A 20,094-nucleotide genomic window follows, 5' to 3' on the forward strand; every position below is an offset into this window, starting at 1 on the left:
ACGCATGGCATGGATCTACCTTGGAAACTCCGCCTTCAACTGCATGCGCAGCGCTTCTACGATGGCCGCGTAGCGCCGCTTCTGGACCAGATAGCTGGCCAGGAACAGCGGCAGCACCAGCAGCATGGGCGCCACCATCGGGCGCATCGCCACCAGCGGCAACAGCAGCAGCGACAATATCGCCACGAACCAGCTGCACAGGCCGATCACCCGCACTTCGTGCCGTCGCGCGTTGAGAACGATGCGACCACGCATCACCGGGAAGTAGCGCAGGCCGAAGCTCGGCGCGAAGCTCTCGCGGAACGCCATGCTGCCGTCGGGCAGCGCATGGAAGGCCAGTTGCAGCCATTTGTCCTGTGGCAGGTCGCGTTCCAGGCTGCCCAGCGAGAGCCGGGCCTGCATGGCCGGTGACGCCGCGATGCGCTCATTGAACAGGGTGATGCCCCAGCTGAAATAGGCGGCCACCCACGCCATCAGAAGGATGGTCTCGATCAACAGCACTGCGATCAGGGCGATGACCATCGGTATTCCATGAACGGGACCGGGGCATCATGCCACAACGATTTCGCCACCCCGGTAGATCCGCGCCATGCGCGGATGTTGCGGCGAGGGCCAGACGTCACACCGGCAGATGAAAGCCATCCACGCATGGCGTGGATCTACCGGTTCATCAACGCAATGCCTGCAATGGAATAGCTGGCGATCATCAGTCCGAACACGTACGCCGCCACGATGATCAGCCAATACGTCACCGGCTCGATGTCCCGCCATGCATCAATGGTGCCGGCGCGGTGGTGGCTCAGATGGGCATGCCCGGTGTTGATCGCCGTTGCCGCCATCCAGGCACATAGAAAGGCCATCAGCATGAATAGCAGGCTGCCGAACAGGAATGCGACAGGTCGATGCCGGGGCGGCCGCAAGGTGGCGTAGGCGGGGCGCCAGGTGAAGGTGACGGCAATGAGCACCATCGCGGCAAATCCCAGCCAGGTCATGAACGTGGTACTCATGCGACGACACTCCGTGTCCAGCCGTAGGTGGCATGGCCGGATCATGCCATGGGTTTGGAGCGGGTGGCGGTGACAGCCATCCACGCATGGCGTAGATCTACTTCAGGGCCTCGCCATCCAGCCCGAGATCCCAAGCCAATCCCAGTAGTTCGTCGTCCGCCCGCGACGGAGCGGGGCGCGCATCCGCCAGCTGCTGCAGTTCGCGGATCTCTTCGCGGGCGACCTCTTCCAGCTGCTGCAGCTGCTCACGCACGCTCGCGTTGCGCGGGCGCTCGGTGTCGGTGAGGGAGGGCAGGGCGCGGATCAGGGTCATGGTGCGCGTACAGGATGCATCCAGCGGCAGGGTACAGGCAAAGGCCCCGGACGAACCGGGGCCTTGCGGGCTGCCGGCGAGGGCAGCGGACATCAGGATCAGAACAGCTCGACAGTGCCGGCGCCCATGCTCTGCTGGGCAACCGGCTTGTGCGGCGGGCGTTCCCATTCGCTGCGCAGTTCGCGCAGGCGGCTGCCGGTGCGCTGCAGGGCGGTGGCGATCTCTTCGTCGAACACGCCGCCATTGCGGTGCAGCAGTTCCTGCAGGGCCACTGCTTCACGGTTGATCGCGGTCAGGCGGTCCAGGTGGGTGTGCACGCCGCCCAGCGCCTGGGTCGCGATGTCTTCGAACTGCAGGGCGCGCACGGCTTCGGCCACGCTGCCATCGATCGAACGGGCGCAGTCGGACACTTCGCGCATGCCGTCGCCCAGCGAGGCATTGATCTGCGCGACGTTGTCGAGCATCGCCGCCGCTTCCTGGCGGGCTTCGCGGGAGCGGTCCATGTCACGCGAGGCCATGTGCGAAACCGTCTCGCGGACCTTGGCGATGGCGTCCTTGGAGCTGTGCGCCAGCTTGCGGATCTGCTCGTTGAAGGTGGTCGAGCGCTCGGACAGGTTGCGCACTTCGTCGGCGACCACCGCGAAGCCACGACCGGCTTCACCGGCACGCGCCGCTTCGATTGCAGCGTTCAGGGCCAGCAGGTTGGTCTGGTCGGCGATCGACTTGACGTCTTCCAGCAACGCGAAGATGCCATCCAGGTGCTGCGCCATCTGGTCGATGTGCTGCACGGTGGTGCTGCTCTGGCCGCTCACCTGTTCCAGCGCTTCCACCAGCTGTTCCATGCGGTGGCTGGCGTGCTGGGCGAAACGGGCAACGTCCAGGCCGGCATTGCCTTCATCGCCGGCGCGGTCGACGATGCGCGACAGGGCCTGGCTCTGCTGGCGCGACTTGCGGTTCATCGCATCGAAGCTGCCACCGAGGCTGGAGACGGCCTGGCGGATCAGGTCACGGGCGCGTTCCACTTCGCCACGCGAACCGTCGATTTCGTTGCCGACGAAGTTGCGCAGTTCGGTCAGCAGCTGGTCCTGCTCACGCAGGACACGGGCATGTTCCGGGGAACGGTGCGCCTGGGCGCGGGTGGTCCACCACGCAAAGCCGAGCCAGCTCAGCGTCATCGTGGTCAGGATCGCCCAGCGCAGGGCGGCCGGCCATTCGAAACCGATGGCGAAGGGGAGCAGCAGGGTCAGAGCCAGGGGGGCGGCCAGACGGATGAAAATGCGTGAGTACATGGACGTTCTCGGGAGGTGCACGGAGGATGTATCGGCCGTACCCCCTTTCTCTTTAACGTCGATGTGCCTCGAAGTGCATTCTGAATGCGCCGGTTTTCCGACGCCTTGGCGGCTTCGGGGTCAGAGCCCTTTCCGTGCCGGAAAGGGATCCGACCCCACACCCTTAGGCCAGCTGCCGGTCCACGGCTTCGATCATCGCCTTGCGGCTGAACAGGAAGTCCCAGTAGCTGCCGCCCAGCTGGCGCCACAGCACTGCCGACCGTACCGCAGCCAGCAGCAGGGCGCGGATCTCGGCCACCACCCCGGCCTGGCCGAGGTAGTGCGGGTTGCCCTGCACCATCACCCGCGGCTTGAGGTGGCTGATGGTGTCCGCGTACAGGCCACCCAGATTGGCCAGCACGTCCGGATGGCCGCTGTCGCCCAGCTCGGTGGCCTGGCGCTGGGCGCGTTCGATGCCCGAGGCGACCTTGTTCACGGTGGCGCCGTCCTGCACGAAGCGGCGCTCCAGCTGCAGCACCGACAGGGCCAGCTTGGGCAGGATCGGGTCCTGACCCTGGCTGCGGAAGTAGTTGTGCAGCAGGCGCAGGCCGGCCTTCAGTGCATGGCGGTCACCGAACACCTCCTGCGGCGAGGACGCATCGACACGGAACACGCTGTCCACGGCGGTGCGTACGGCGGCGGCGTCGGAATGGCCGGTATCGGCGATGCGGCGTACCTGCTGCAGGGCCTGGGCAATGCCGGCCAGGGCCAGGACGCGGTCGTCGACAGTGAAACTCATGCAGCGATTACCTCAAAAGGGGAAGGGGTGGTGCGCAGGCGCTGTTCCAGCGGCGCATCGGTGGCGGCGATCACCGCGCCACCCAGGCACACATCACCGTCATACAGCACCAGCGATTGACCAGGGGTAACGGCGCGCTGCGGGCGCGCGAAGGTGACCAGCACGCTGCCATCGTCCAGCACCTCGACCGTACACGGCTCGTCGGGCTGGCGGTAGCGGGTCTGGGCGGTGCATTCAAAGCGCCGTGCCGGCGGCGAACCGGCGATCCAGTGCGCGGTTTCCGAGCGCAGCCGGTCGGACAGCATCCACTTGCTGTCGCGGTCCTGGTCCACGTACAGCACGTTGCTGGCCACATCCTTGCCGACCACGTACCACGGTGCGGCCGGGCGGCCGCGCACGCCGCCGATGTTCAGGCCCTCGCGCTGGCCGAGGGTGAAATAGAACACGCCCGGATGTTCGGCGATGACGCTGCCGTCGGCCGGGTCGAGGATCTGGCCGGGCTTGGCCGGCAGGTAACGGCCGAGGAACTCGCGGAAGTCACGCTCGCCGATGAAGCAGATGCCGGTGGAGTCCTTCTTGGCGTGGGTCGGCAGACTGACGTCACGGGCGATCCGGCGCAGGTCGGTCTTTTCCAGGTCGCCGATCGGGAACAGGGTCGCCGACAGCTGCTCCTGGCCCAGCTGGTGCAGGAAGTAGCTCTGGTCCTTGGAGCGGTCGGCGCCGCGCAGCAGCAGCCACTGGTGGCCGCGCTGGGCCACCCGTGCGTAATGGCCGGTGGCGATGCGCTCGGCGCCCAGCTCGCGGGCGGCATCCAGGAAATGCTTGAACTTCACTTCGCGGTTGCACAGCACGTCCGGGTTCGGCGTGCGGCCGGCGGCGTACTCGGCCAGGAAGTGTTCGAACACGCCCCGCCAGTACTCGCTGGAGAAATCGCGGAAGTGGAAGGGAATGCCGAGCAGGCCGCACACCGCCACCGCATCGCGGCGGTCGTCCTCGGCGCGGCAGTCGCCGCTGCCATCGTCGGCCCAGTTCTGCATGAACAGGCCGGCCACGGCCTCACCCTGCTGTACGAGGCGCCAGGCGGCGACCGAAGAGTCGACACCACCAGAGACGCCCACCATCACGCGCGGAGTGCTCATGCGACCTCCCGGACCAGCGAAAGCGGGTGGCGCTGGCCACCCAGGTAATCGGCCACTACCTGCCAGACCAGCGGGCTGCGCTGGCGATCGCCGGCGGCCTGCAGTTCGGCCGGGGTCAGCCACAGCGCGCGATCAATGCCGGTGTCCAACGGCTGCGCCGGGTCATGCGAGACCGGGCGCGCCGCATAGCAGAAGCGCAGGAAGGTCGTGCCGTCGCCGGCAGTCCACTGGTAGCAGCCGATGAAATGGGTCAGCTGCACCGTCCAGCCGGTTTCCTCGCGGGTCTCGCGCCGGGCTGCCTCGGCCAGGCTTTCGCCGGGCTCAAGGTGGCCGGCCGGCTGGTTCAGCACCTGCCGGCCGTCAATGGTCTCTTCAACCAGCAGCACGCGGCCGCCGTCGACCACGACAGTGGCGACGGTGGCGTGCGGTGCCCAGCGCGGGTCCGGCGTGGGGTTCAACTCAGAACTCGTCCTTCTTGGTCAGTTCCAGCTCCATGGCGTCGGCGGTGCGGATGGCCGCATCGATGGCGTCGCTGAGCTGGTCGGCAGTGGCATCGGCGTCGATCTTGACCACGAACATGGCGGTGGTGTCCTGCTTTACCCAGCCGCCCATCTTGGCATCCTGCGAATCTTCCAGCAGGCGGTTGGCCACGGCCACCGGGAACTGCTTGGTCTTGGCGCTGTAAGCGGGCGACCAGATCTCGCGGATGTTGTGGGTGCCGAAATCCTCCACCGACGAACGTACATAGACCATCTGGGTGCGGTCACCCTCGACGTCGAAGACCATGCGATAGTCGCCGTCCTCATCGACTTCGTAGGTGTAGCCCAGCTTGTCCAGGTGGCGGGCCACGGCCTTGTCGGCGTCTGCTGCAGCGGCGGAGCCGGATGCAGCCAGGGCGATCAGCAGGGTGGAGAGAAGGGTCCTTTTCATGAAGATCCTGTGAAACATTGCTGAGAGAGGGTGCAATTGTGACGGCGGGCGTGCGTGCCGTCCAATCTGCGGCGGGCCGACGCAGGCTCGCCCGAGCCTCTATAATGGCCCGATGCCCCATGAGTCTTCCCCCGATTCCCAGCACGAGCACGGCGTCGCCGTAGAGGCCGCGCGCCCGGAAGTGGCGCCGCCGCCGTTCTACCAGGTGATGCTGCTCAACGACGACTACACCCCGATGGATTTCGTGGTGGACGTCCTGCAGCAGTTCTTCAGCATGGACCTGGACAAGGCCACGCAGGTGATGCTGCACGTCCATACCCGCGGCCGTGGCGTGTGCGGGGTGTTCACCCGCGAAGTGGCCGAGACCAAGGTTGCCCAGGTCAACGAGTACTCGCGGATGAACCAGCACCCCCTGCTGTGCACCATGGAAAAGGCCTGACCGGCCCCGACCTGTGGCGCCGAGCCGATGCTCGGCTGCCTTTCGCCAAGGTGTGCTTACGCCTCACGCATCGTGCCCACCAGGGTGGGCGCCCAAGGGGCGGGTTTCATCCCTCCGCCAGTGCCTCCAGCGCCATTCGTGCCACGGTCTCATCAATGTCGGCCGGGTCGCCATCATCCCGGAACCATACCGCCGACAACCCCATGCTGGCCGCGATCCAGCGCAGCAGACGCGTGCGTTCCAGCTCCGCCAGCGCTGTGACCTGTTCAAGGCGAGCCGCAAACCGTTCCGGTCGCGTCGCGACATGGATGCCTGGACCGCACAGGTCCGGGTTGCTGAACAGCGTGGTGTAATCGAAGGCCCGATCGCCCAGCAGCCGCTTCGGGTCGATCGCCAGCCAGCCGCGCGCGCCGAAATCCAGCACGTTGTCGTGGTGCAGGTCGCCGTGCAGCGGCCGGATCTCCTGTTCGTCCTGCAGCAGCCCCTCTGCCAGTGATCTGCACTGTTCCAGCAGTGGCGGCAGCGCAGCCCTTGGCTGCAGCAGGTCGGCGAACCATGTACGCAGGCAGACCAGTTCCGCTGGCGGCGCGCTCCGTGGCCGGTGCAGCCGCTGCAGGACCTGGCACAGGATCGTGGTGCAGGCGTCATCGTCGCCGTCGATCGAACGTTGCCGCAGCGAGTCGCCGCCGGCACGCTCGATCAGGATCGCCGGCCCCTCGTGGGCCAGCAGGCGGGCGGCGCCATCGCCCTCCCACCAGCGCAGCAGGCGATGGCTGTTCTGCTCTTCGGTTTCGCTGCTGATCTTCAGCATGGCCGGCTCGCCGGCGGTGGTCAGCACCGGCCAGAGCCGGGCATGGGGCGTGTCGATGGCCGCGCCATCACGCCGCAATCGCCAGCGGCTCAGGTAGGGTTCGCTCATGCTGGGTGGGCTGTCCTGGAGTGAATGAAGATCAAGCGATCTGTACTGCTAACGCCATCTGAACGCAGCAATCCGCTAGGGTGATGGAAAACGCGTAGTCAGGCCGCATATTGTCCCCATCTGCCGCCGGAGTAATCCATGTTCAGCAAAGACCTCGAACACACCATCGGCCAGTGCTACAAGCGCGCCCGTGAGGCCCGGCATGAGTTCATGACGGTCGAACACCTGCTGTTGGCACTGCTCGACAACCCGTCCGCCCAGGCCGTACTGAAGGCCTGTGGCGCCGACGCCGAACGCCTGCGCCAGGAGCTGGAGCAGGCCATCGAGGCTTCCGTGTCCCGCCTGGCCGAAGATGACGGCCGCGATACCCAGCCGACCCTGGGCTTCCAGCGCGTGCTGCAGCGGGCCGTGTACCACGTGCAGTCCTCGGGCAAGAAGGAGGTCACCGGCGCCAATGTGCTGGTCGCCATCTTCGGCGAAAAGGACTCCCACGCCGTCTATTACCTCAACCAGCAGGACGTGACCCGGCTGGACGTGGTCAATTATCTGTCCCACGGCATCGCCAAGCTGGGCGAGGAAGGCGAGCAGCCGTCCTCCTCGTCCGAGGGCGAAGGCCGCATCGAAGGCGGGGAGGGCGAGCCGAAGGGGGATGCCCTGACCGAGTTCGCCAGCAACCTCAACGAGCAGGCCCGGGCCGGTCGCATCGACCCGCTGGTCGGTCGTGCCGACGAGATCGAGCGCACCATCCAGGTCCTGTGCCGCCGCCGCAAGAACAACCCGCTGTACGTGGGCGAGGCCGGCGTGGGCAAGACCGCCATCGCCGAGGGCCTGGCCCGCCGCATCATCGAAGGCTCGGTGCCCGACGTGCTGGCCGACGCGGTGATCTACTCGCTCGACCTGGGCGCACTGGTGGCTGGTACCAAGTACCGTGGCGACTTCGAGAAGCGCCTGAAGAGCGTGCTGACCGCGCTGAAGAAGGTGCCCAACGCGGTGCTGTTCATTGATGAGATCCACACCATCATCGGTGCCGGGTCGGCGTCGGGCGGCACCATGGATGCGTCCAACCTGATCAAGCCGGCGCTGGCTTCCGGGGAGCTGCGCTGCATCGGCTCGACCACCTTCCAGGAATACCGTGGCATCTTCGAGAAGGACCGGGCACTGGCCCGCCGCTTCCAGAAGATCGACATCGTCGAGCCGACCGTGGGCGAAACCTACGAGATCCTGCAGGGCCTGAAGTCCAAGTACGAGCTGCATCACGGCGTGACCTACTCCGACGAGGCCCTGCAGGCCGCAGTGGACCTGTCGGTGAAACACATCGGCGACCGCCTGCTGCCGGACAAGGCCATCGACGTGATCGATGAGGCCGGTGCCCGCCAGCGCCTGCTGCCCGAGGGGCAGCGCAAGGAGCTGATCGACGTCGAGGAAGTCGAGGCGATCGTGGCCAAGATGGCGCGCATCCCGGCCAAGCAGGTCAGTGCCACCGACAAGGATGTGCTGCAGCACCTGGAGCGCAACCTGAAGATGGTGATCTTCGGCCAGGACCCGGCCATCGAGACGCTGTCCTCGGCGATCAAGCTGGCCCGTTCGGGCCTGGGCAACCCGGAAAAGCCGATCGGCAACTTCCTGTTCGCCGGCCCGACCGGTGTCGGCAAGACCGAAGTGACCAAGCAGCTGGCGTTGCAGCTGGGCATCGAGCTGGTCCGCTTCGACATGTCCGAGTACATGGAGCCGCATTCGATCAGCCGCCTGATTGGTGCTCCCCCGGGCTACGTCGGCTTCGACCAGGGCGGCCTGTTGACCGAGAAGATCGTCAAGACGCCGCACTGCGTGCTGCTGCTGGACGAGATCGAGAAGGCGCATCCGGACATCTTCAACATCCTGTTGCAGGTGATGGACCGCGGCGTGCTGACCGATACCAACGGTCGCGAAGCGAACTTCAAGAACGTGGTGCTGGTGATGACCACCAACGCTGGCGCGGCGCAGGCCTCGCGGCGTTCGATCGGCTTCACCAAGCAGGACCATGCCACCGACGCGATGGAGACCATCCGCCGCAGCTTCACCCCGGAATTCCGCAACCGCCTCGACGCGGTGGTGCAGTTCCAGGCGCTGGGCTTCGAGCATATCCTGCGCGTGGTCGACAAGTTCCTGATCGAGCTGGAGATGCTGTTGCAGGACAAGCACGTCAGCCTGTCGGCCACCCCGACGGCGCGCGACTGGCTGGCCCACCATGGTTTCGACCCGCTGATGGGTGCCCGCCCGATGGCCCGCGTCATCCAGGACAAGATCAAGCGCCCGCTGGCCGACGAGCTGCTGTTCGGCAAGCTGGTCAACGGCGGCAAGGTCAGCATCGACGTGCGCGACGACGAACTGGTGGTCGAGACCCAGGCCGAGCCGGAGCGCCTGTTGCCGGTGACGGTGGAGTAACGTCGCGCCGGACCGATCCCGGTGCGGTTGGGAAACAAGGGCGGCTTAGGCCGCCCTTGTTGCATGTGCTGCAACTCATCGCCCCTGTTGCGCCAGGCGCCTGAAGGTCGCCGCATCGATCGGTTCGATCCGGGTCACGACGCAGTGGTTGCTGTCGGTCTTCAGGGTGCTGCGGGCGTCACCGCAGATCCGCTCAGGCGTACTTGGCGTGAAGAAGACGTAGCTGGCCGAGGCGGCAGCGCCCAGGCAGCGTTTCTGCAGATGCACCCGATAGTGGCTGTCACCGTCGCGCAGCAGCACCTCGCGTTCCGTGCTGGAGGGGCGGATATCGCGATGGCTGCCGAGGGCAAGGCACTCGGACGGGTTGGAGGGCTTTGTGGGTTCAGCGGCGAATGCCGCCAGGGGGAGGCTGACCAGCAGAACTGCCGGCAGCAGGACGTGCGGGAGCAGGGCGTTCATGATCGGGCGGGGGCGGCGATCCGGACTGGATCGGTTCCCACGATGCCGCGGCTGCTGCAAGCGCGAATCTGCCGCAAGCAGGGCTGACCGACGCCACGGTGAGCTCGGTCATGGTGACCTCCGGCAGGGCCGGATTCCGGGCATGACAAAAGGCCAGCAACCAGGGCTGGCCTTGTCGAGTGGCGCCAGGCGCCGACCGCTTACTTCATGCGGTAGGTGATACGACCCTTGGTCAGGTCATACGGGGTCATTTCAACCTTGACCCGGTCACCGGTGAGGATGCGGATGTAGTTCTTGCGCATGCGGCCGGAGATGTGGGCGATGATTTCGTGCCCATTTTCCAGACGAACGCGGAAAGTGGTGTTCGGCAGCGTCTCGCTGACGGTGCCCTCGAACTCGATGGAATCGTCTTTCGACATGTAGTCCTGTGCGGTTCAGAAAACGGCCACGCTGGGCCTAAGGCGCGGTATTTTACGCGTGACAGCGCCAGCTTGCAAAGTTTGTGTTAACCCCCGGCCAAACGCCGTGCTGGCAAGCGTCCGACCGCCCGGGTCCACGGGCCCTCCCTGCCGTCAACGCGCACGGCCCGGCGCACGTGCTGCAGGAATTCCGCGCGCGGGAGGTGCTCGGCACCCATCCGCAGCAGGTGCGGATTCTCCACCTGGGCATCGATCAGTTCCCAGCCCCAGCCATGCAGGGTGGAGGCCAGGGCGGCCAGGGCGATCTTGGAGCCGCCGCTGGCGCCACTGAACATGCTCTCGCCAAAGAACATCGACCCGATTGCCACCCCGTAGATGCCACCGACCAGGGTCTGCCGGTCCCAGACTTCGAACGAATGGGCGAAGCCCAGGTCGTGCAGCTGGCTGTAGGCCTCGACCATCGCAGGGCTGATCCAGGTGCCGTCCTGGCCGGGCCGCGGTGCCGCAGCGCAGGCACGCATCACACGGCTGAAGGCGGTGTCGGCGGTGATCTCCCAGGTACTGCTGCGCAACTGCCGGCGGAAGCGGCTGGACAGGTGCACGCCCTCGGTACGGAACACCATGCGCGGGTCCGGCGACCACCACAGGATTGGCTCGCCCTCGCTGAACCAAGGAAAGATACCGCCGGCGTAGGCATTGAGCAGGCGCACCGGATGCAGGTCGCCGCCGACGGCGAGCAGGCCATCAGGCTGGCGCAGCGCGCTCTCGGCCGGAGGAAAGGGGGCGTCAGGCGTATCGGCCAGGCGCCAGGGCAACTGACGGGTCATGCCGGCATTGTATTCGTCGTGGCGATCGGCGATGTCTGGCACCATCAGTCTCCATCGGCAAGGAGCCCCGCATGAGTGAGTCGATCACTGCCATCCTCGATGTGCACGACACCCCGCGCACCCGCAACGACAGCCAGAACATGCTGCTGGTGCTGGCGACTGAGCAGCCGGTCCAGCTCGGTGCGCTGATGCTGCTGGCCCTTGCCCGGCGTTCACCCGGCTCGGCCTTTCTCGACATGGCGTTGGACCTGCTGCCCGATGAAGCTGTCGAGCCGGTCTGCGCCGAGGCCTGGCGCCGCTATCGCGACGGCGAGCGCGGTGAACTGCTGGCCAGCGTAGTGGAGTTCGCCAGCTACCAGGCGCCGCGGGTGCTGCAGGAGGACCGGGAGGCGTTGCTGGCGGTGGCCATTGAAGATGAGCTGCAGCTGGCTTCGCAGGTATGGCAGGGCCTGCCGTCCGCCACTGCCGCGCAGTGGGCGCAGATTCTGGCCGAAGCCGATGATGATCGCGAAATGGCGCGGGCCAGGGCGCTGCTGCTTGCCGCCCTGCCTGAGACCTACGCCGTTGCCCGCGGCTACGTGGTCGACTGGGGGCGGCTGGATGCCGAGGTCTGGGCGCACTGGGCCGGCGTCGCCGACGGGCCGCAGCCGCGACACCTGCATGACGAGCAGCCGCTGCACATCCGCTTCGGCCGTGAGCAGCATCGTGCGCAGCAGGCGGACGAGCCGAGCTGGCGCAAGCGCATCTGGCGCCTGCATCCGACCTGGAGTGGTGGGCAGGTGCGCCATGCTGGACACATGGGAGGGCAGCTGGAAGCGTTGTGTGGCAGCTGCCATGCACCGCTGCAGCGCCTGCTGAGAACCGACGCTGCCGCGCTGCAGCCGGGTGCGGCGGGCGAGATCACGCTGGGCCTCTGCCTGGACTGCTGCGGCTGGGAAGACCCGCCCGTGCGCTTCTATCGCCACGATGCCATCGGCCTGCCCAGCTGCCACCCCAGCCAGCGTCTGGAGGTGCCGGCCGCGCCGACCGACAGCGGCGACCTGTTGCGTGCCGAGGTGGGTCTGGCCGCCATGGACAGTGCGCGTTGGCAGCAGCAGGACTGGGGCCAGTCCAACCATCGGCAGAACCTGTCGCGCGTGGGCGGCGCGCCCAGCTGGGTGCAGAGTGCCTGGTATCCGGCGTGCATCGATTGCGGTGAGGAGATGCCCTTCGTGATGCAGCTGGACTCGACGCTGCCGACCACGACTGAAGGCACGCTGCTGTGGGGCAGTGGCGGCATGCTCTACACGTTCTGGTGCGCGAAGTGCCGGGTGAGTGGGCATTTCTGGCAGTGCACCTGAGCACAGCGTCCTCGCCAGCGCTCTGGTAGATGCCAACCTTGGTTGGCAGGCCTCATTGCCCTGGTAGGGGCCAACCTTGGTTGGCGCGCTTTTCGGCACCGCGCCAGTCGAGCAAGCTCGACTCTACGGCTCTGCGCGGAACGGCCCATGTCCCTGCAGCTGCTGCTGGTAGCGCCGCACATCGCGTCGCTCCTGTCGGCACCAGTCCTGCAGTGCTTCTGCGAAATCCGCATCAGCCACCCAGTGCCGGCTGCGCACCAGCGTCGGCAGGAAACCCCGCGCCAGCTTGTGCTCGCCCTGTGCACCCGGTTCGAAACGGGTCAGCCCTTCGTGCAGGCAGTATTCGATACCCTGGTAGTAGCAGGCCTCGAAGTGCAGGCCGGGCAGGGTGGCGCCACCCCAGTAGCGGCCATACAGCGTGTCGCCACCGCGCAGGCACAGCGCGCCGGCAATCGGCTCGCCGTCCTGTTCGGCCAGGAACAGCACCAGCCCGCGGCCCAATGAAATGGCCAGGTGGCGCAGAAAGGCCTCGGTCAGCGCCGGGGCGTTGCCGTACTCGAGGAACGTCTGCAGATAGAAGCGATACATCGCCTGCAGGTCTGCGCGGCTGGCTTCATCGCCGTGCACCACGCGGAAGGTAATGCCCTGACGGGTGACCTTGGCCCGTTCCTGGCGGATGTTCTTGCGGTGCTTGTGGTTCATCGCGCCGAGGAACTGCTCGAACGTGGCCCAGTCGCCAGGGTTCTGCCACTGGAACTGCACGTCCTCGCGCAGCAGCCAGTCGTCGCCGAACAGCGCCTCGTCTATTGCGGTGTGGAAGTTGATATGGGCCGAGGATACGTCCAGCGCGGGCAGTGCCTCTCGCAATGCCGACAGCAGCGCGGCGCGCTCTGAATCGTGACGGGCCAGCAGCCGCGGCCCGGTGACCGGCGAGTACGGCACCGCGCCGAGCCATTTCGGGTAGTAGTCGCGGCCATGGCGGGCATAGGCGTTGGCCCAGGCATGGTCGAACACGAATTCGCCGTGCGAATTGGTCTTCAGGTATCCCGGAATGGCGCCGACCAGGGTGTCGCCTTCCCAGAGCGTGAAGTGCCGGGGTTGCCAGCCCCAGTCCTCGCGCAGGCAGCCGTGCTGTTCAAGGCCTGAGAGGAAGGCGTGGCTGACGAAGGGGTTCTGACCATCGTGCAGGGCGTCCCAGTCGGTCGCGGCAATGGACTGCAGGGAATCGAGGAAGCGGGGGGAAGGCATGGGGAAAGGATAGGGCAGATGAAACAGAAAGGCCGACGCACTGGCGTCGGCCTTTCATCCGGAGTCGAGCGTGGCTCGACCCTGCAGAAGCGGGTCAGCCTCTCAGCTGGCCTTGCCCTGTGCGTCCAGGTAGCGCTCGGCGTCCAGGGCGGCCATGCAGCCGAAGCCAGCCGAAGTGATCGCCTGGCGGTAGTGCTGGTCGGCCACGTCGCCTGCGGCGAACACGCCTTCCACCGAGGTCTGGGTGGCATTGCCGCCCAGGCCCGAGCGGATTTCCAGGTAGCCGTTGTTCATCGCCAGCTGGCCGTCGAACAGGGTGGTGTTCGGGTGGTGGCCGATGGCCACGAAGAAACCGTGGGCGTCGATGTCGCGGGTGCTGCCGTCCAGGGTGGACTTCACGCGCACGCCGGTCACGCCGGCGTCGTTGCCCAGCACTTCCTCCACCTGGTGGTGCCAGACGGTCTCGATCTTGCCTTCGGCCACCTTCTTGAACAGCTTGTCCTGCATGATCTTTTCCGCCTTCAGGGTGTCGCGGCGGTGGACCAGGTAGACCTTGCGGGCGATGTTGGACAGGTACAGGGCCTCTTCCACGGCGGTGTTGCCGCCACCGACCACGACCACGTCCTGGTCGCGGTAGAAGAAGCCGTCACAGGTGGCACAGGCGGACACGCCGCGGCCCTTGAACTCGTCCTCGGTCGGGATGCCCAGGTACTTGGCGGTGGCGCCGGTGGAGATGATCAGCGCGTCGCAGGTGTACTCGTGGCTGTCGCCGATCAGCTTGAACGGGCGCTGCGACAGATCGGCGGTGTGGATGTGGTCGAAGATGACCTCGGTCTCGAAGCGCTCGGCATGGGCCTGCATGCGCGCCATCAGGTCCGGGCCCATCAGGCCGTGGGCGTCGCCCGGCCAGTTGTCCACCTCGGTGGTGGTCATCAGCTGGCCACCCTGCTGCAGGCCGGTGATGACGACCGGCTTCAGGTTGGCGCGGGCGGCGTAGACGGCGGCGGTCCAACCGGCCGGGCCGGAACCGAGGATGACGAGGCGCTGGTGGCGGGAGGGCAGGCTGGTGCTCATGTAAACTCGCGAAAAGGTAGATGGGACAAGGCGCTGGCGATGTTTGCGCAGCATCCGTGGCAGGTCATAGAGTGGCGGCTGGGGCAGGGCGATTCAAGCCGATGAACAGAACGCCGTCATCCAGCGGTGGTTCCGGCCCTCCGCAGGCCCTGTCAGATGTCGCATAACTGAAAACTGACGCCGTCTCATTTATTATCAATCACTAACAGCGCATTCCAAAGGTATGGTCTAAGGTGGCGAAGCAGGTCCCCGAACGCTCCAAGTCCGACGACAGCAAGGCGTCACGTCGCACGGCTGCGGCGGCGACGACCGACAATCCACGCCGCCAGCGCCTCTGGCGCGATCTGGGCCTGATCGCCATCGCGCCGGCCCTGCTGTACCTGGCGGCCAGTCTTCTCACCTATTCAGCCACTGATCCGGGTTGGTCGCATACCGGCAGCGTGGTCGCGCCGGTGCACAACCTTGGCGGCCGCGCCGGGGCCTGGATCGCCGACGTGCTGCTGCAGTTGTTCGGCTACATCGCCTTCCTGCTGCCCGTGGTACTGGGCGCGCTGGCGTGGATCGCGATGTTCGGGCTCAAGCGCGAGAGCAAGGGCGAGAACGACCTGGACCCGGCGCTGCGCCTGGTCGGCCTGGTCGGCTTCCTGATCGCCGGCACCGGCTTCCTGCACGTGCGCCTGTTCAGTGGCGATGTCTCCAGTGCCGGCGGCATCCTCGGCAAGCTGGTCGGCAACTCGCTCACGGTGGGCTTCGGCGCGCTGGGCGCGAACCTGTTCGTGCTGGTGCTGCTGCTGGCTTCGATCACCCTGGCCACCGGGCTGTCCTGGTTCACGGTGATGGAGAAGATCGGCCGTGGGGTGATGTCGCTGGCGCCGTTGCTGGCGCGCAAGAAGGAAGAAGTCACCGAGTGGCAGCAGACGCGGGTGATGCGCGAGGAGCGCCAGGAAGTGCGCAAGGCCGACGCCGAAGTGCGCGCCAAGCGCGAGCCGGTGAAGATCGAGCCGCGCCCGGAGCCGGTGATCGAGAAGAGTGACCGGGCCAAGCGTGACACGCAGATCCCGATGTTCCGTGGCGTCAACGGCGATGGCTCGGACCTGCCGCCGCTGGCCCTGCTGGATGACCCCAAGCCGCAGCCGGTGGGCTATGACAAGGACACGCTGGACGCGCTGTCGCGACAGATCGAGTTCAAGCTGAAAGATTTCCGCATTGACGCCCAGGTGGTTGGTGCCAACCCCGGCCCGGTCATCACCCGCTTCGAGATCGAGCCTGCGCCGGGCATCAAGGTCAGCCAGATCAGTTCGCTGGACAAGGACATCGCGCGCGGCCTGTCGGTGAAGTCGGTGCGCGTGGTGGACGTCATTCCGGGCAAGTCGGTGATCGGCCTGGAAATCCCCAACGTCACCCGCGAGATGATCTATCTCTCCGAGTTGCTGCGTTCGAAGGAGTACGACAAGTCGGCCAGCGTGCTGACCCTGGCGCTGGGCAAGGACATCGCGGGCCGCTCGACCGTGGCCGACCTGGCGCGCATGCCGCACCTGCTGGTGGCTGGTACCACCGGTTCGGGCAAGTCGGTGGCGGTCAACGCCATGGTGCTGAGCCTGCTGTTCAAGGCCTCGCCGAAAGACCTGCGGATGCTGATGATCGACCCGAAGATGCTCGAACTGAGCGTCTACCAGGGCATTCCGCACCTGCTGGCGCCGGTGGTCACCGACATGAAGGAGGCCGCCAACGGCCTGCGCTGGTGCGTGGCCGAGATGGAGCGCCGCTACAAGCTGATGAGCGCGGTGGGCGTGCGCAACCTGGCCGGCTTCAACAAGAAGGTGAAGGAAGCCCAGGACGCCGGCCAGCCGCTGATGGACCCGCTGTTCAAGCCGAACCCCGAGCTGGGCGAGGCGCCGCGCCCGCTGGAGACGCTGCCGTTCATCGTCATCTTCATCGACGAATTCGCCGACATGATGATGATCGTCGGCAAGAAGGTGGAAGAGCTGATCGCGCGCCTGGCACAGAAGGCACGTGCGGCCGGCATCCACCTGATCCTGGCCACGCAGCGCCCGTCGGTGGACGTGATCACCGGCCTGATCAAGGCCAACATCCCGACCCGCATCGCCTTCCAGGTCAGCTCCAAGATCGACTCGCGCACCATCCTCGACCAGTCCGGCGCGGAAACCCTGCTCGGCCATGGCGACATGCTGTACCTGCCGCCGGGTACGGCCATGCCTGAGCGCGTCCACGGCGCCTTCGTCTCCGACGAGGAAGTGCACCGCGTGGTCGAACACCTCAAGGCGATGGGCCCGGCCGACTATGTCGACGGCGTGCTGGACGAAGTGCAGACGATGGGTGACGGCGTGGTCGTCGGCGCCACCGGCCTGCCCGAGAACAGTTCTGCCGGCGACGAGTCCGACCCGCTGTATGACGAAGCGCTGCGGGTGGTCACCGAGACCCGCCGTGCTTCGATCTCCGGCGTGCAGCGCCGGCTGAAGATCGGCTACAACCGCGCGGCGCGACTGATCGAGGCCATGGAAGCGGCCGGCGTGGTCAGTGCGCCCGAACACAATGGCGACCGCACAGTGCTAGCACCGCCGCCGCCCAAGTAAGACCCGACGTACCCCCACGACGTCCAAGGAACCGACGCATGCTTCACCCCGTACCCAGCGCGCTGGCACTGGCGCTGGCAGCCTTGATGGCTGCCGGCCCGGCACTGGCAGACACCGCCACCTCCGCGCCCGCCACGGCGCCGCCTTCCACCAGCGGCGATACCGAAGCCAGCAACAATTTCAGCATTGTCCGTTACCGCGCCGACTACCAGGTGCGGCCGGACGCGGGCAATGTGCAGACCGAAACCTACGAAGTCCTGCTCAAGACCAAGGCCTCCGTCGAGCAGTTCAGCCAGGTGCGGCTGAGCTACAGCGAGAAGATGGAGACGCTGGAAGTGCTCGGCGCCTACACCATCACCGCCGACGGCCAGCGCCGCGACGTGCCGGCCGACCGCATCTACACCCAGGAGAGCTACTCCAGCGCCTCGGCGGCGATGTATGCCGATCGCAAGGTGCGGGTGATCGTGTTCCCGAACCTGGCCCCGGGCACGCGCCTGTACTATCAGGTGCGTCGCACCCAGGCCACGCCGTACTTCCCGGGCTACTTCGGCCTGTGGGAGACGTTCAATGTCTTCACCGAGTACGAGGACGCCGAGGTCACCCTCAGCGCGCCGGCCACCCTGCCGATGTTCGTCGACAGTCGCGGCGTACAGGGCAGCGACCGGCCGACGGTGAAGAACGGACAGGCGCAGTGGCGCTGGCGCTACCAGCGGCGCGAAGCCATGCCGGCACAGAACTGGTCGGCGGCGGGCTGGGAGTTCGGCCCCAACATCATGGCCAGCACGTATCGTGACTGGTCGCAGATGGGTCGCGCCTACCAGCTCAAGGCCGGCCCGGCGGCCGAGGTGACCCCGGCGCTGCAGGCGCTGGCTGATGAGATCACTGCTGGCATCAGCGACCGGCGCGAGCAGGCCGATGCGCTCTACCGCTGGGTGGCGCAGAACATCCGCTACGTGGCCGTGTATCTGGGCAATGGCGGCCTGGAGCCGAACAGTGCGCAGAGCATCCTCGACAACCACTATGGCGACTGCAAGGACCATGTGACGATCCTGGAGGCGCTGCTGGCGGCCAAGGGCATTGCCAGTTCCCCGGTGCTGATTGGTGCCGGCGGCGGTCCGACCCTGCCGAAGATCCCGGTGCTGGGTCGCTTCAACCACGCCATCACCTACATTCCCGAATTTGATCTGTACCTGGATTCGACCACCGCGTGGGCGCGTTTCGGACAGCTGCCGGAAGGGGATCTGGGTGCGCCGGTGATGCGGACGCGCGATGCCACGCTGGCGCGCACCCCGGCCAACACGCCGGAGCGCAATGCCACCTCGATGGAGGTGCGCTTCACCTTCGACGCCAACGGCAACCTGCGCGGCGAGACCATTCCGAAACTGGGCGAGAACGCCGAGATCGGCATGCGCGCCCAGTTCTCCCAGCTCAACGCGCAGAACCGCGCGCGCGCTGAAGAGCAGATCATGGCTGCCTCCGGTTTCGACGGGCGAGGGCAGCTGCAGATCCAGGGCGTGCCGGTCGACCTGACCCGGCCGTTCGGTTATCGCATGGGGTTCCAGGCCGAGGACTACGCCGATTTCAGCGTGGCCGGCGGCATGGCCGTGCCGGACCCGCCGGGTGGTGAGTCGGTGCGTGGGCTGTATGCCACCGCCTCGGCGCCGGCCAACGAGACCCCGTTCTACTGCAATGCCAGTCTGCGCGAGGAAACCTATCGCCTGCAGTTCCCGGCCAACGCACCGATCATCGCGGTCCCGGCCAGCCAGCGCTTTGCCAACGCCGCCGGCGAGTACCGGGTGGAGTGGAGTCGCGAAGGGCAGGAGGTGACCGTGCATCATCGCCTGCAGCAGAACGCGGTGCGTGGGCCGGAGGCGTTGTGCCAGCCGCAGGACTACGCCGCGTTCCGCGCGCTGTACCGCGAAGTGCGGCGCGGCTTCCGCGGCCAGGTGCTGTACGGCAAGCTGAAGTAGATCCACGCCGCGCATGGATGGCGCAACGCCTGGCGGGCATGGCCCGGCACTACTGGGTGGCAGTAGTACCACGCCACGCGTGGATGAAATCGTCCTCGTGCGTGCATCGCCGTTCGACGATCGGGGCGTCATAATGACGCCCTGATCGCCCATTCAGCTTGTTCCGGGCACACTCGTATCCAACTTTCCTGGCCTGCGTGCCGACAGGATCTCCGCATGAACGTCCGCCTTCGCCGTTTCCTTGCCACCACCACCCTGGCCGTGGCCTGCGCCGCCGCCGGCAGCGCCTGGGCCGGTGCCCGCGATGACCTGAAGACCTTCACCAGTGGCCTGAAGGGCCTGGATGGCCAGTTCAGCCAGCAGGTGTTCGACAGCCGCGGCAAGGTGAAGGAATCGACCAGTGGCCGCGTGGCGCTGTCGGCGCCGCGCCTGTTCCGCTGGGAGTACGTGCGCCCGCACGAGCAGCTGATCGTGGCTGACGGCAAGAAGGTCTGGATGTACGAACCGGACCTGGAGCAGGCCACCGTGCGCGAGCAGGGCAAGGAAGAGCAGAACAGCCCGCTGACCGCACTGATCAATCCGGCGCTGCTGGAGCAGCAGTACGACGTCAGCGAAGAAGCCGCACAGCGTGACGGCCTGCAGTGGCTGTCGCTGTCGCCGAAGCGCGAAACCGAAGCCAGCTTCCAGTACGCCGCGCTGGGCTTCAATGCCCAGGGCCTGGCCAGGATGGAGATCACCGACGCCGTCGGCCAGCGCACCGTGATCAGCTTCAGCGGCTGGAAGCGCAACCCCGGCTTCGCCGCGGGCACCTTCAGCTTCACCCCGCCGAAGGGCACCGACGTCATCGGTAATTGATCTCTGGGGGAAAGAGCTTTGGTGGGTGTCAACCTTGGTTGACACGCTATTGATCTGCCGGCCAGCGGCC

The 20,094-nt window shown here is 66.6% G+C and carries 20 protein-coding genes; 6 read left to right on the forward strand and 14 right to left on the reverse strand.

Annotated elements, in window-relative coordinates:
* Positions 1-15 precede the first annotated feature (15 nt).
* The 8 genes from AC5P57_RS15405 to AC5P57_RS15440 all read right to left on the reverse strand — a co-directional run bounded on the left by AC5P57_RS15405 (position 16) and on the right by AC5P57_RS15440 (position 5,456).
* Positions 16-522, reverse strand: coding sequence for a hypothetical protein (locus tag AC5P57_RS15405; protein ID WP_262235161.1), 507 nt, complete (start codon positions 520-522; stop codon positions 16-18).
* A gap of 137 nt (positions 523-659) precedes the next feature.
* A complete protein-coding gene (locus AC5P57_RS15410) occupies positions 660-1,007 on the reverse strand; it encodes a hypothetical protein (RefSeq protein ID WP_262235160.1) in 348 nt (115 codons plus the stop codon).
* Between the two features lie 97 nt (positions 1,008-1,104).
* Positions 1,105-1,320 carry a hypothetical protein gene (locus AC5P57_RS15415; RefSeq protein ID WP_099552262.1) on the reverse strand — a complete coding sequence of 72 codons (216 nt, stop codon included), beginning with the start codon at positions 1,318-1,320 and terminating at the stop codon, positions 1,105-1,107.
* A 98-nt stretch (positions 1,321-1,418) separates the two neighbouring features.
* Positions 1,419-2,609, reverse strand: coding sequence for a methyl-accepting chemotaxis protein (locus AC5P57_RS15420; RefSeq protein WP_032127364.1), 1,191 nt, complete (start codon positions 2,607-2,609; stop codon positions 1,419-1,421).
* A gap of 163 nt (positions 2,610-2,772) precedes the next feature.
* Positions 2,773-3,387, reverse strand: coding sequence for a high frequency lysogenization protein HflD (gene hflD / locus AC5P57_RS15425; protein ID WP_010485865.1), 615 nt, complete (start codon positions 3,385-3,387; stop codon positions 2,773-2,775).
* Positions 3,384-4,526: a tRNA 2-thiouridine(34) synthase MnmA gene (gene mnmA / locus AC5P57_RS15430; protein ID WP_262235159.1), complete on the reverse strand. Its 1,143-nt coding sequence runs from the start codon at positions 4,524-4,526 to the stop codon at positions 3,384-3,386. Before mnmA ends, hflD begins: the two co-directional genes overlap by 4 nt.
* A complete protein-coding gene (locus AC5P57_RS15435; protein ID WP_495219656.1) occupies positions 4,523-4,984 on the reverse strand; it encodes an NUDIX hydrolase in 462 nt (153 codons plus the stop codon). The genes mnmA and AC5P57_RS15435 overlap by 4 nt, the downstream gene beginning before the upstream one ends.
* A 1-nt stretch (position 4,985) precedes the next feature.
* On the reverse strand, positions 4,986-5,456 hold the full coding sequence (locus AC5P57_RS15440; RefSeq protein ID WP_111112597.1) for a hypothetical protein: 471 nt from the start codon (positions 5,454-5,456) through the stop codon (positions 4,986-4,988).
* 112 nt (positions 5,457-5,568) lie between these two features.
* On the opposite strand from AC5P57_RS15440, the gene clpS reads away from it, so the two are divergent.
* Complete coding sequence (clpS, locus tag AC5P57_RS15445) at positions 5,569-5,895, forward strand: ATP-dependent Clp protease adapter ClpS (protein ID WP_005409592.1); 327 nt, start codon at positions 5,569-5,571, stop codon at positions 5,893-5,895.
* A 106-nt stretch (positions 5,896-6,001) separates the two neighbouring features.
* On the opposite strand, the gene AC5P57_RS15450 is transcribed toward clpS, so the two are convergent.
* Positions 6,002-6,814, reverse strand: a complete 813-nt coding sequence (locus tag AC5P57_RS15450) for an APH(6) family putative aminoglycoside O-phosphotransferase (RefSeq protein WP_262235156.1) — start codon at positions 6,812-6,814, stop codon at positions 6,002-6,004.
* Between the two features lie 138 nt (positions 6,815-6,952).
* Here AC5P57_RS15450 and clpA point away from each other — a divergent pair, with 138 nt between their 5' ends.
* Positions 6,953-9,238, forward strand: coding sequence for an ATP-dependent Clp protease ATP-binding subunit ClpA (gene clpA, locus AC5P57_RS15455; protein WP_099552257.1), 2,286 nt, complete (start codon positions 6,953-6,955; stop codon positions 9,236-9,238).
* A 75-nt stretch (positions 9,239-9,313) separates the two neighbouring features.
* On the opposite strand, the gene AC5P57_RS15460 is transcribed toward clpA, so the two are convergent.
* The 3 genes from AC5P57_RS15460 to aat form a co-directional block, all read right to left on the reverse strand.
* A complete protein-coding gene (locus tag AC5P57_RS15460) occupies positions 9,314-9,697 on the reverse strand; it encodes a hypothetical protein (protein ID WP_142805935.1) in 384 nt (127 codons plus the stop codon).
* Between the two features lie 200 nt (positions 9,698-9,897).
* Positions 9,898-10,116 (reverse strand): translation initiation factor IF-1, encoded by a 219-nt coding sequence (gene infA / locus AC5P57_RS15465; RefSeq protein WP_005409596.1) that lies wholly within the window; start codon positions 10,114-10,116, stop codon positions 9,898-9,900.
* An 86-nt stretch (positions 10,117-10,202) separates the two neighbouring features.
* The gene (gene aat, locus AC5P57_RS15470) at positions 10,203-10,943 is read right to left on the reverse strand and encodes a leucyl/phenylalanyl-tRNA--protein transferase (protein ID WP_262235192.1); all 741 of its coding nucleotides are present in this window, start codon (positions 10,941-10,943) and stop codon (positions 10,203-10,205) included.
* Between the two features lie 71 nt (positions 10,944-11,014).
* Between aat and AC5P57_RS15475 the strand changes: the two genes are divergently transcribed.
* Positions 11,015-12,283, forward strand: a complete 1,269-nt coding sequence (locus AC5P57_RS15475) for a hypothetical protein (RefSeq protein ID WP_262235155.1) — start codon at positions 11,015-11,017, stop codon at positions 12,281-12,283.
* Positions 12,284-12,406: 123 nt separating this feature from the next.
* Here AC5P57_RS15475 and AC5P57_RS15480 read toward each other — a convergent pair whose 3' ends face one another.
* Together AC5P57_RS15480 and trxB are read right to left on the reverse strand one after the other, a co-directional pair.
* Positions 12,407-13,531: a GNAT family N-acetyltransferase gene (locus AC5P57_RS15480; RefSeq protein ID WP_262235154.1), complete on the reverse strand. Its 1,125-nt coding sequence runs from the start codon at positions 13,529-13,531 to the stop codon at positions 12,407-12,409.
* A 102-nt stretch (positions 13,532-13,633) separates the two neighbouring features.
* On the reverse strand, positions 13,634-14,605 hold the full coding sequence (gene trxB / locus AC5P57_RS15485) for a thioredoxin-disulfide reductase (protein ID WP_057501125.1): 972 nt from the start codon (positions 14,603-14,605) through the stop codon (positions 13,634-13,636).
* Positions 14,606-14,838: 233 nt separating this feature from the next.
* Here trxB and AC5P57_RS15490 point away from each other — a divergent pair, with 233 nt between their 5' ends.
* The 3 genes from AC5P57_RS15490 (at position 14,839) to lolA (ending at position 20,024) form a co-directional block, all read left to right on the forward strand.
* Complete coding sequence (locus tag AC5P57_RS15490) at positions 14,839-17,199, forward strand: DNA translocase FtsK (RefSeq protein WP_262235153.1); 2,361 nt, start codon at positions 14,839-14,841, stop codon at positions 17,197-17,199.
* Positions 17,200-17,237: 38 nt separating this feature from the next.
* The gene (locus AC5P57_RS15495) at positions 17,238-19,169 is read left to right on the forward strand and encodes a DUF3857 domain-containing protein (RefSeq protein WP_262235152.1); all 1,932 of its coding nucleotides are present in this window, start codon (positions 17,238-17,240) and stop codon (positions 19,167-19,169) included.
* 216 nt (positions 19,170-19,385) lie between these two features.
* The gene (lolA, locus tag AC5P57_RS15500) at positions 19,386-20,024 is read left to right on the forward strand and encodes an outer membrane lipoprotein periplasmic chaperone LolA (RefSeq protein ID WP_099552251.1); all 639 of its coding nucleotides are present in this window, start codon (positions 19,386-19,388) and stop codon (positions 20,022-20,024) included.
* Positions 20,025-20,094: the final 70 nt, after the last annotated feature.

It is taken from the genome of Stenotrophomonas sp. YJH_SMC_79, from assembly GCF_059367995.1.

What these genes read in the sequence shown, in the direction of transcription:
- AC5P57_RS15405 (WP_262235161.1), bottom strand. Translation starts at nt 522, where the DNA reads ATGGTCATCGCCCTGATCGCAGTGCTGTTGATCGAGACCATCCTTCTG.
- AC5P57_RS15410 (WP_262235160.1), bottom strand. Translation starts at nt 1,007, where the DNA reads ATGAGTACCACGTTCATGACCTGGCTGGGATTTGCCGCGATGGTGCTC.
- AC5P57_RS15415 (WP_099552262.1), bottom strand. Translation starts at nt 1,320, where the DNA reads ATGACCCTGATCCGCGCCCTGCCCTCCCTCACCGACACCGAGCGCCCG.
- AC5P57_RS15420 (WP_032127364.1), bottom strand. Translation starts at nt 2,609, where the DNA reads ATGTACTCACGCATTTTCATCCGTCTGGCCGCCCCCCTGGCTCTGACC.
- hflD (WP_010485865.1), bottom strand. Translation starts at nt 3,387, where the DNA reads ATGAGTTTCACTGTCGACGACCGCGTCCTGGCCCTGGCCGGCATTGCC.
- mnmA (WP_262235159.1), bottom strand. Translation starts at nt 4,526, where the DNA reads ATGAGCACTCCGCGCGTGATGGTGGGCGTCTCTGGTGGTGTCGACTCT.
- AC5P57_RS15440 (WP_111112597.1), bottom strand. Translation starts at nt 5,456, where the DNA reads ATGAAAAGGACCCTTCTCTCCACCCTGCTGATCGCCCTGGCTGCATCC.
- clpS (WP_005409592.1), top strand. Translation starts at nt 5,569, where the DNA reads ATGCCCCATGAGTCTTCCCCCGATTCCCAGCACGAGCACGGCGTCGCC.
- AC5P57_RS15450 (WP_262235156.1), bottom strand. Translation starts at nt 6,814, where the DNA reads ATGAGCGAACCCTACCTGAGCCGCTGGCGATTGCGGCGTGATGGCGCG.
- clpA (WP_099552257.1), top strand. Translation starts at nt 6,953, where the DNA reads ATGTTCAGCAAAGACCTCGAACACACCATCGGCCAGTGCTACAAGCGC.
- AC5P57_RS15460 (WP_142805935.1), bottom strand. Translation starts at nt 9,697, where the DNA reads ATGAACGCCCTGCTCCCGCACGTCCTGCTGCCGGCAGTTCTGCTGGTC.
- infA (WP_005409596.1), bottom strand. Translation starts at nt 10,116, where the DNA reads ATGTCGAAAGACGATTCCATCGAGTTCGAGGGCACCGTCAGCGAGACG.
- aat (WP_262235192.1), bottom strand. Translation starts at nt 10,943, where the DNA reads ATGACCCGTCAGTTGCCCTGGCGCCTGGCCGATACGCCTGACGCCCCC.
- AC5P57_RS15475 (WP_262235155.1), top strand. Translation starts at nt 11,015, where the DNA reads ATGAGTGAGTCGATCACTGCCATCCTCGATGTGCACGACACCCCGCGC.
- AC5P57_RS15480 (WP_262235154.1), bottom strand. Translation starts at nt 13,531, where the DNA reads ATGCCTTCCCCCCGCTTCCTCGATTCCCTGCAGTCCATTGCCGCGACC.
- trxB (WP_057501125.1), bottom strand. Translation starts at nt 14,605, where the DNA reads ATGAGCACCAGCCTGCCCTCCCGCCACCAGCGCCTCGTCATCCTCGGT.
- AC5P57_RS15495 (WP_262235152.1), top strand. Translation starts at nt 17,238, where the DNA reads ATGCTTCACCCCGTACCCAGCGCGCTGGCACTGGCGCTGGCAGCCTTG.
- lolA (WP_099552251.1), top strand. Translation starts at nt 19,386, where the DNA reads ATGAACGTCCGCCTTCGCCGTTTCCTTGCCACCACCACCCTGGCCGTG.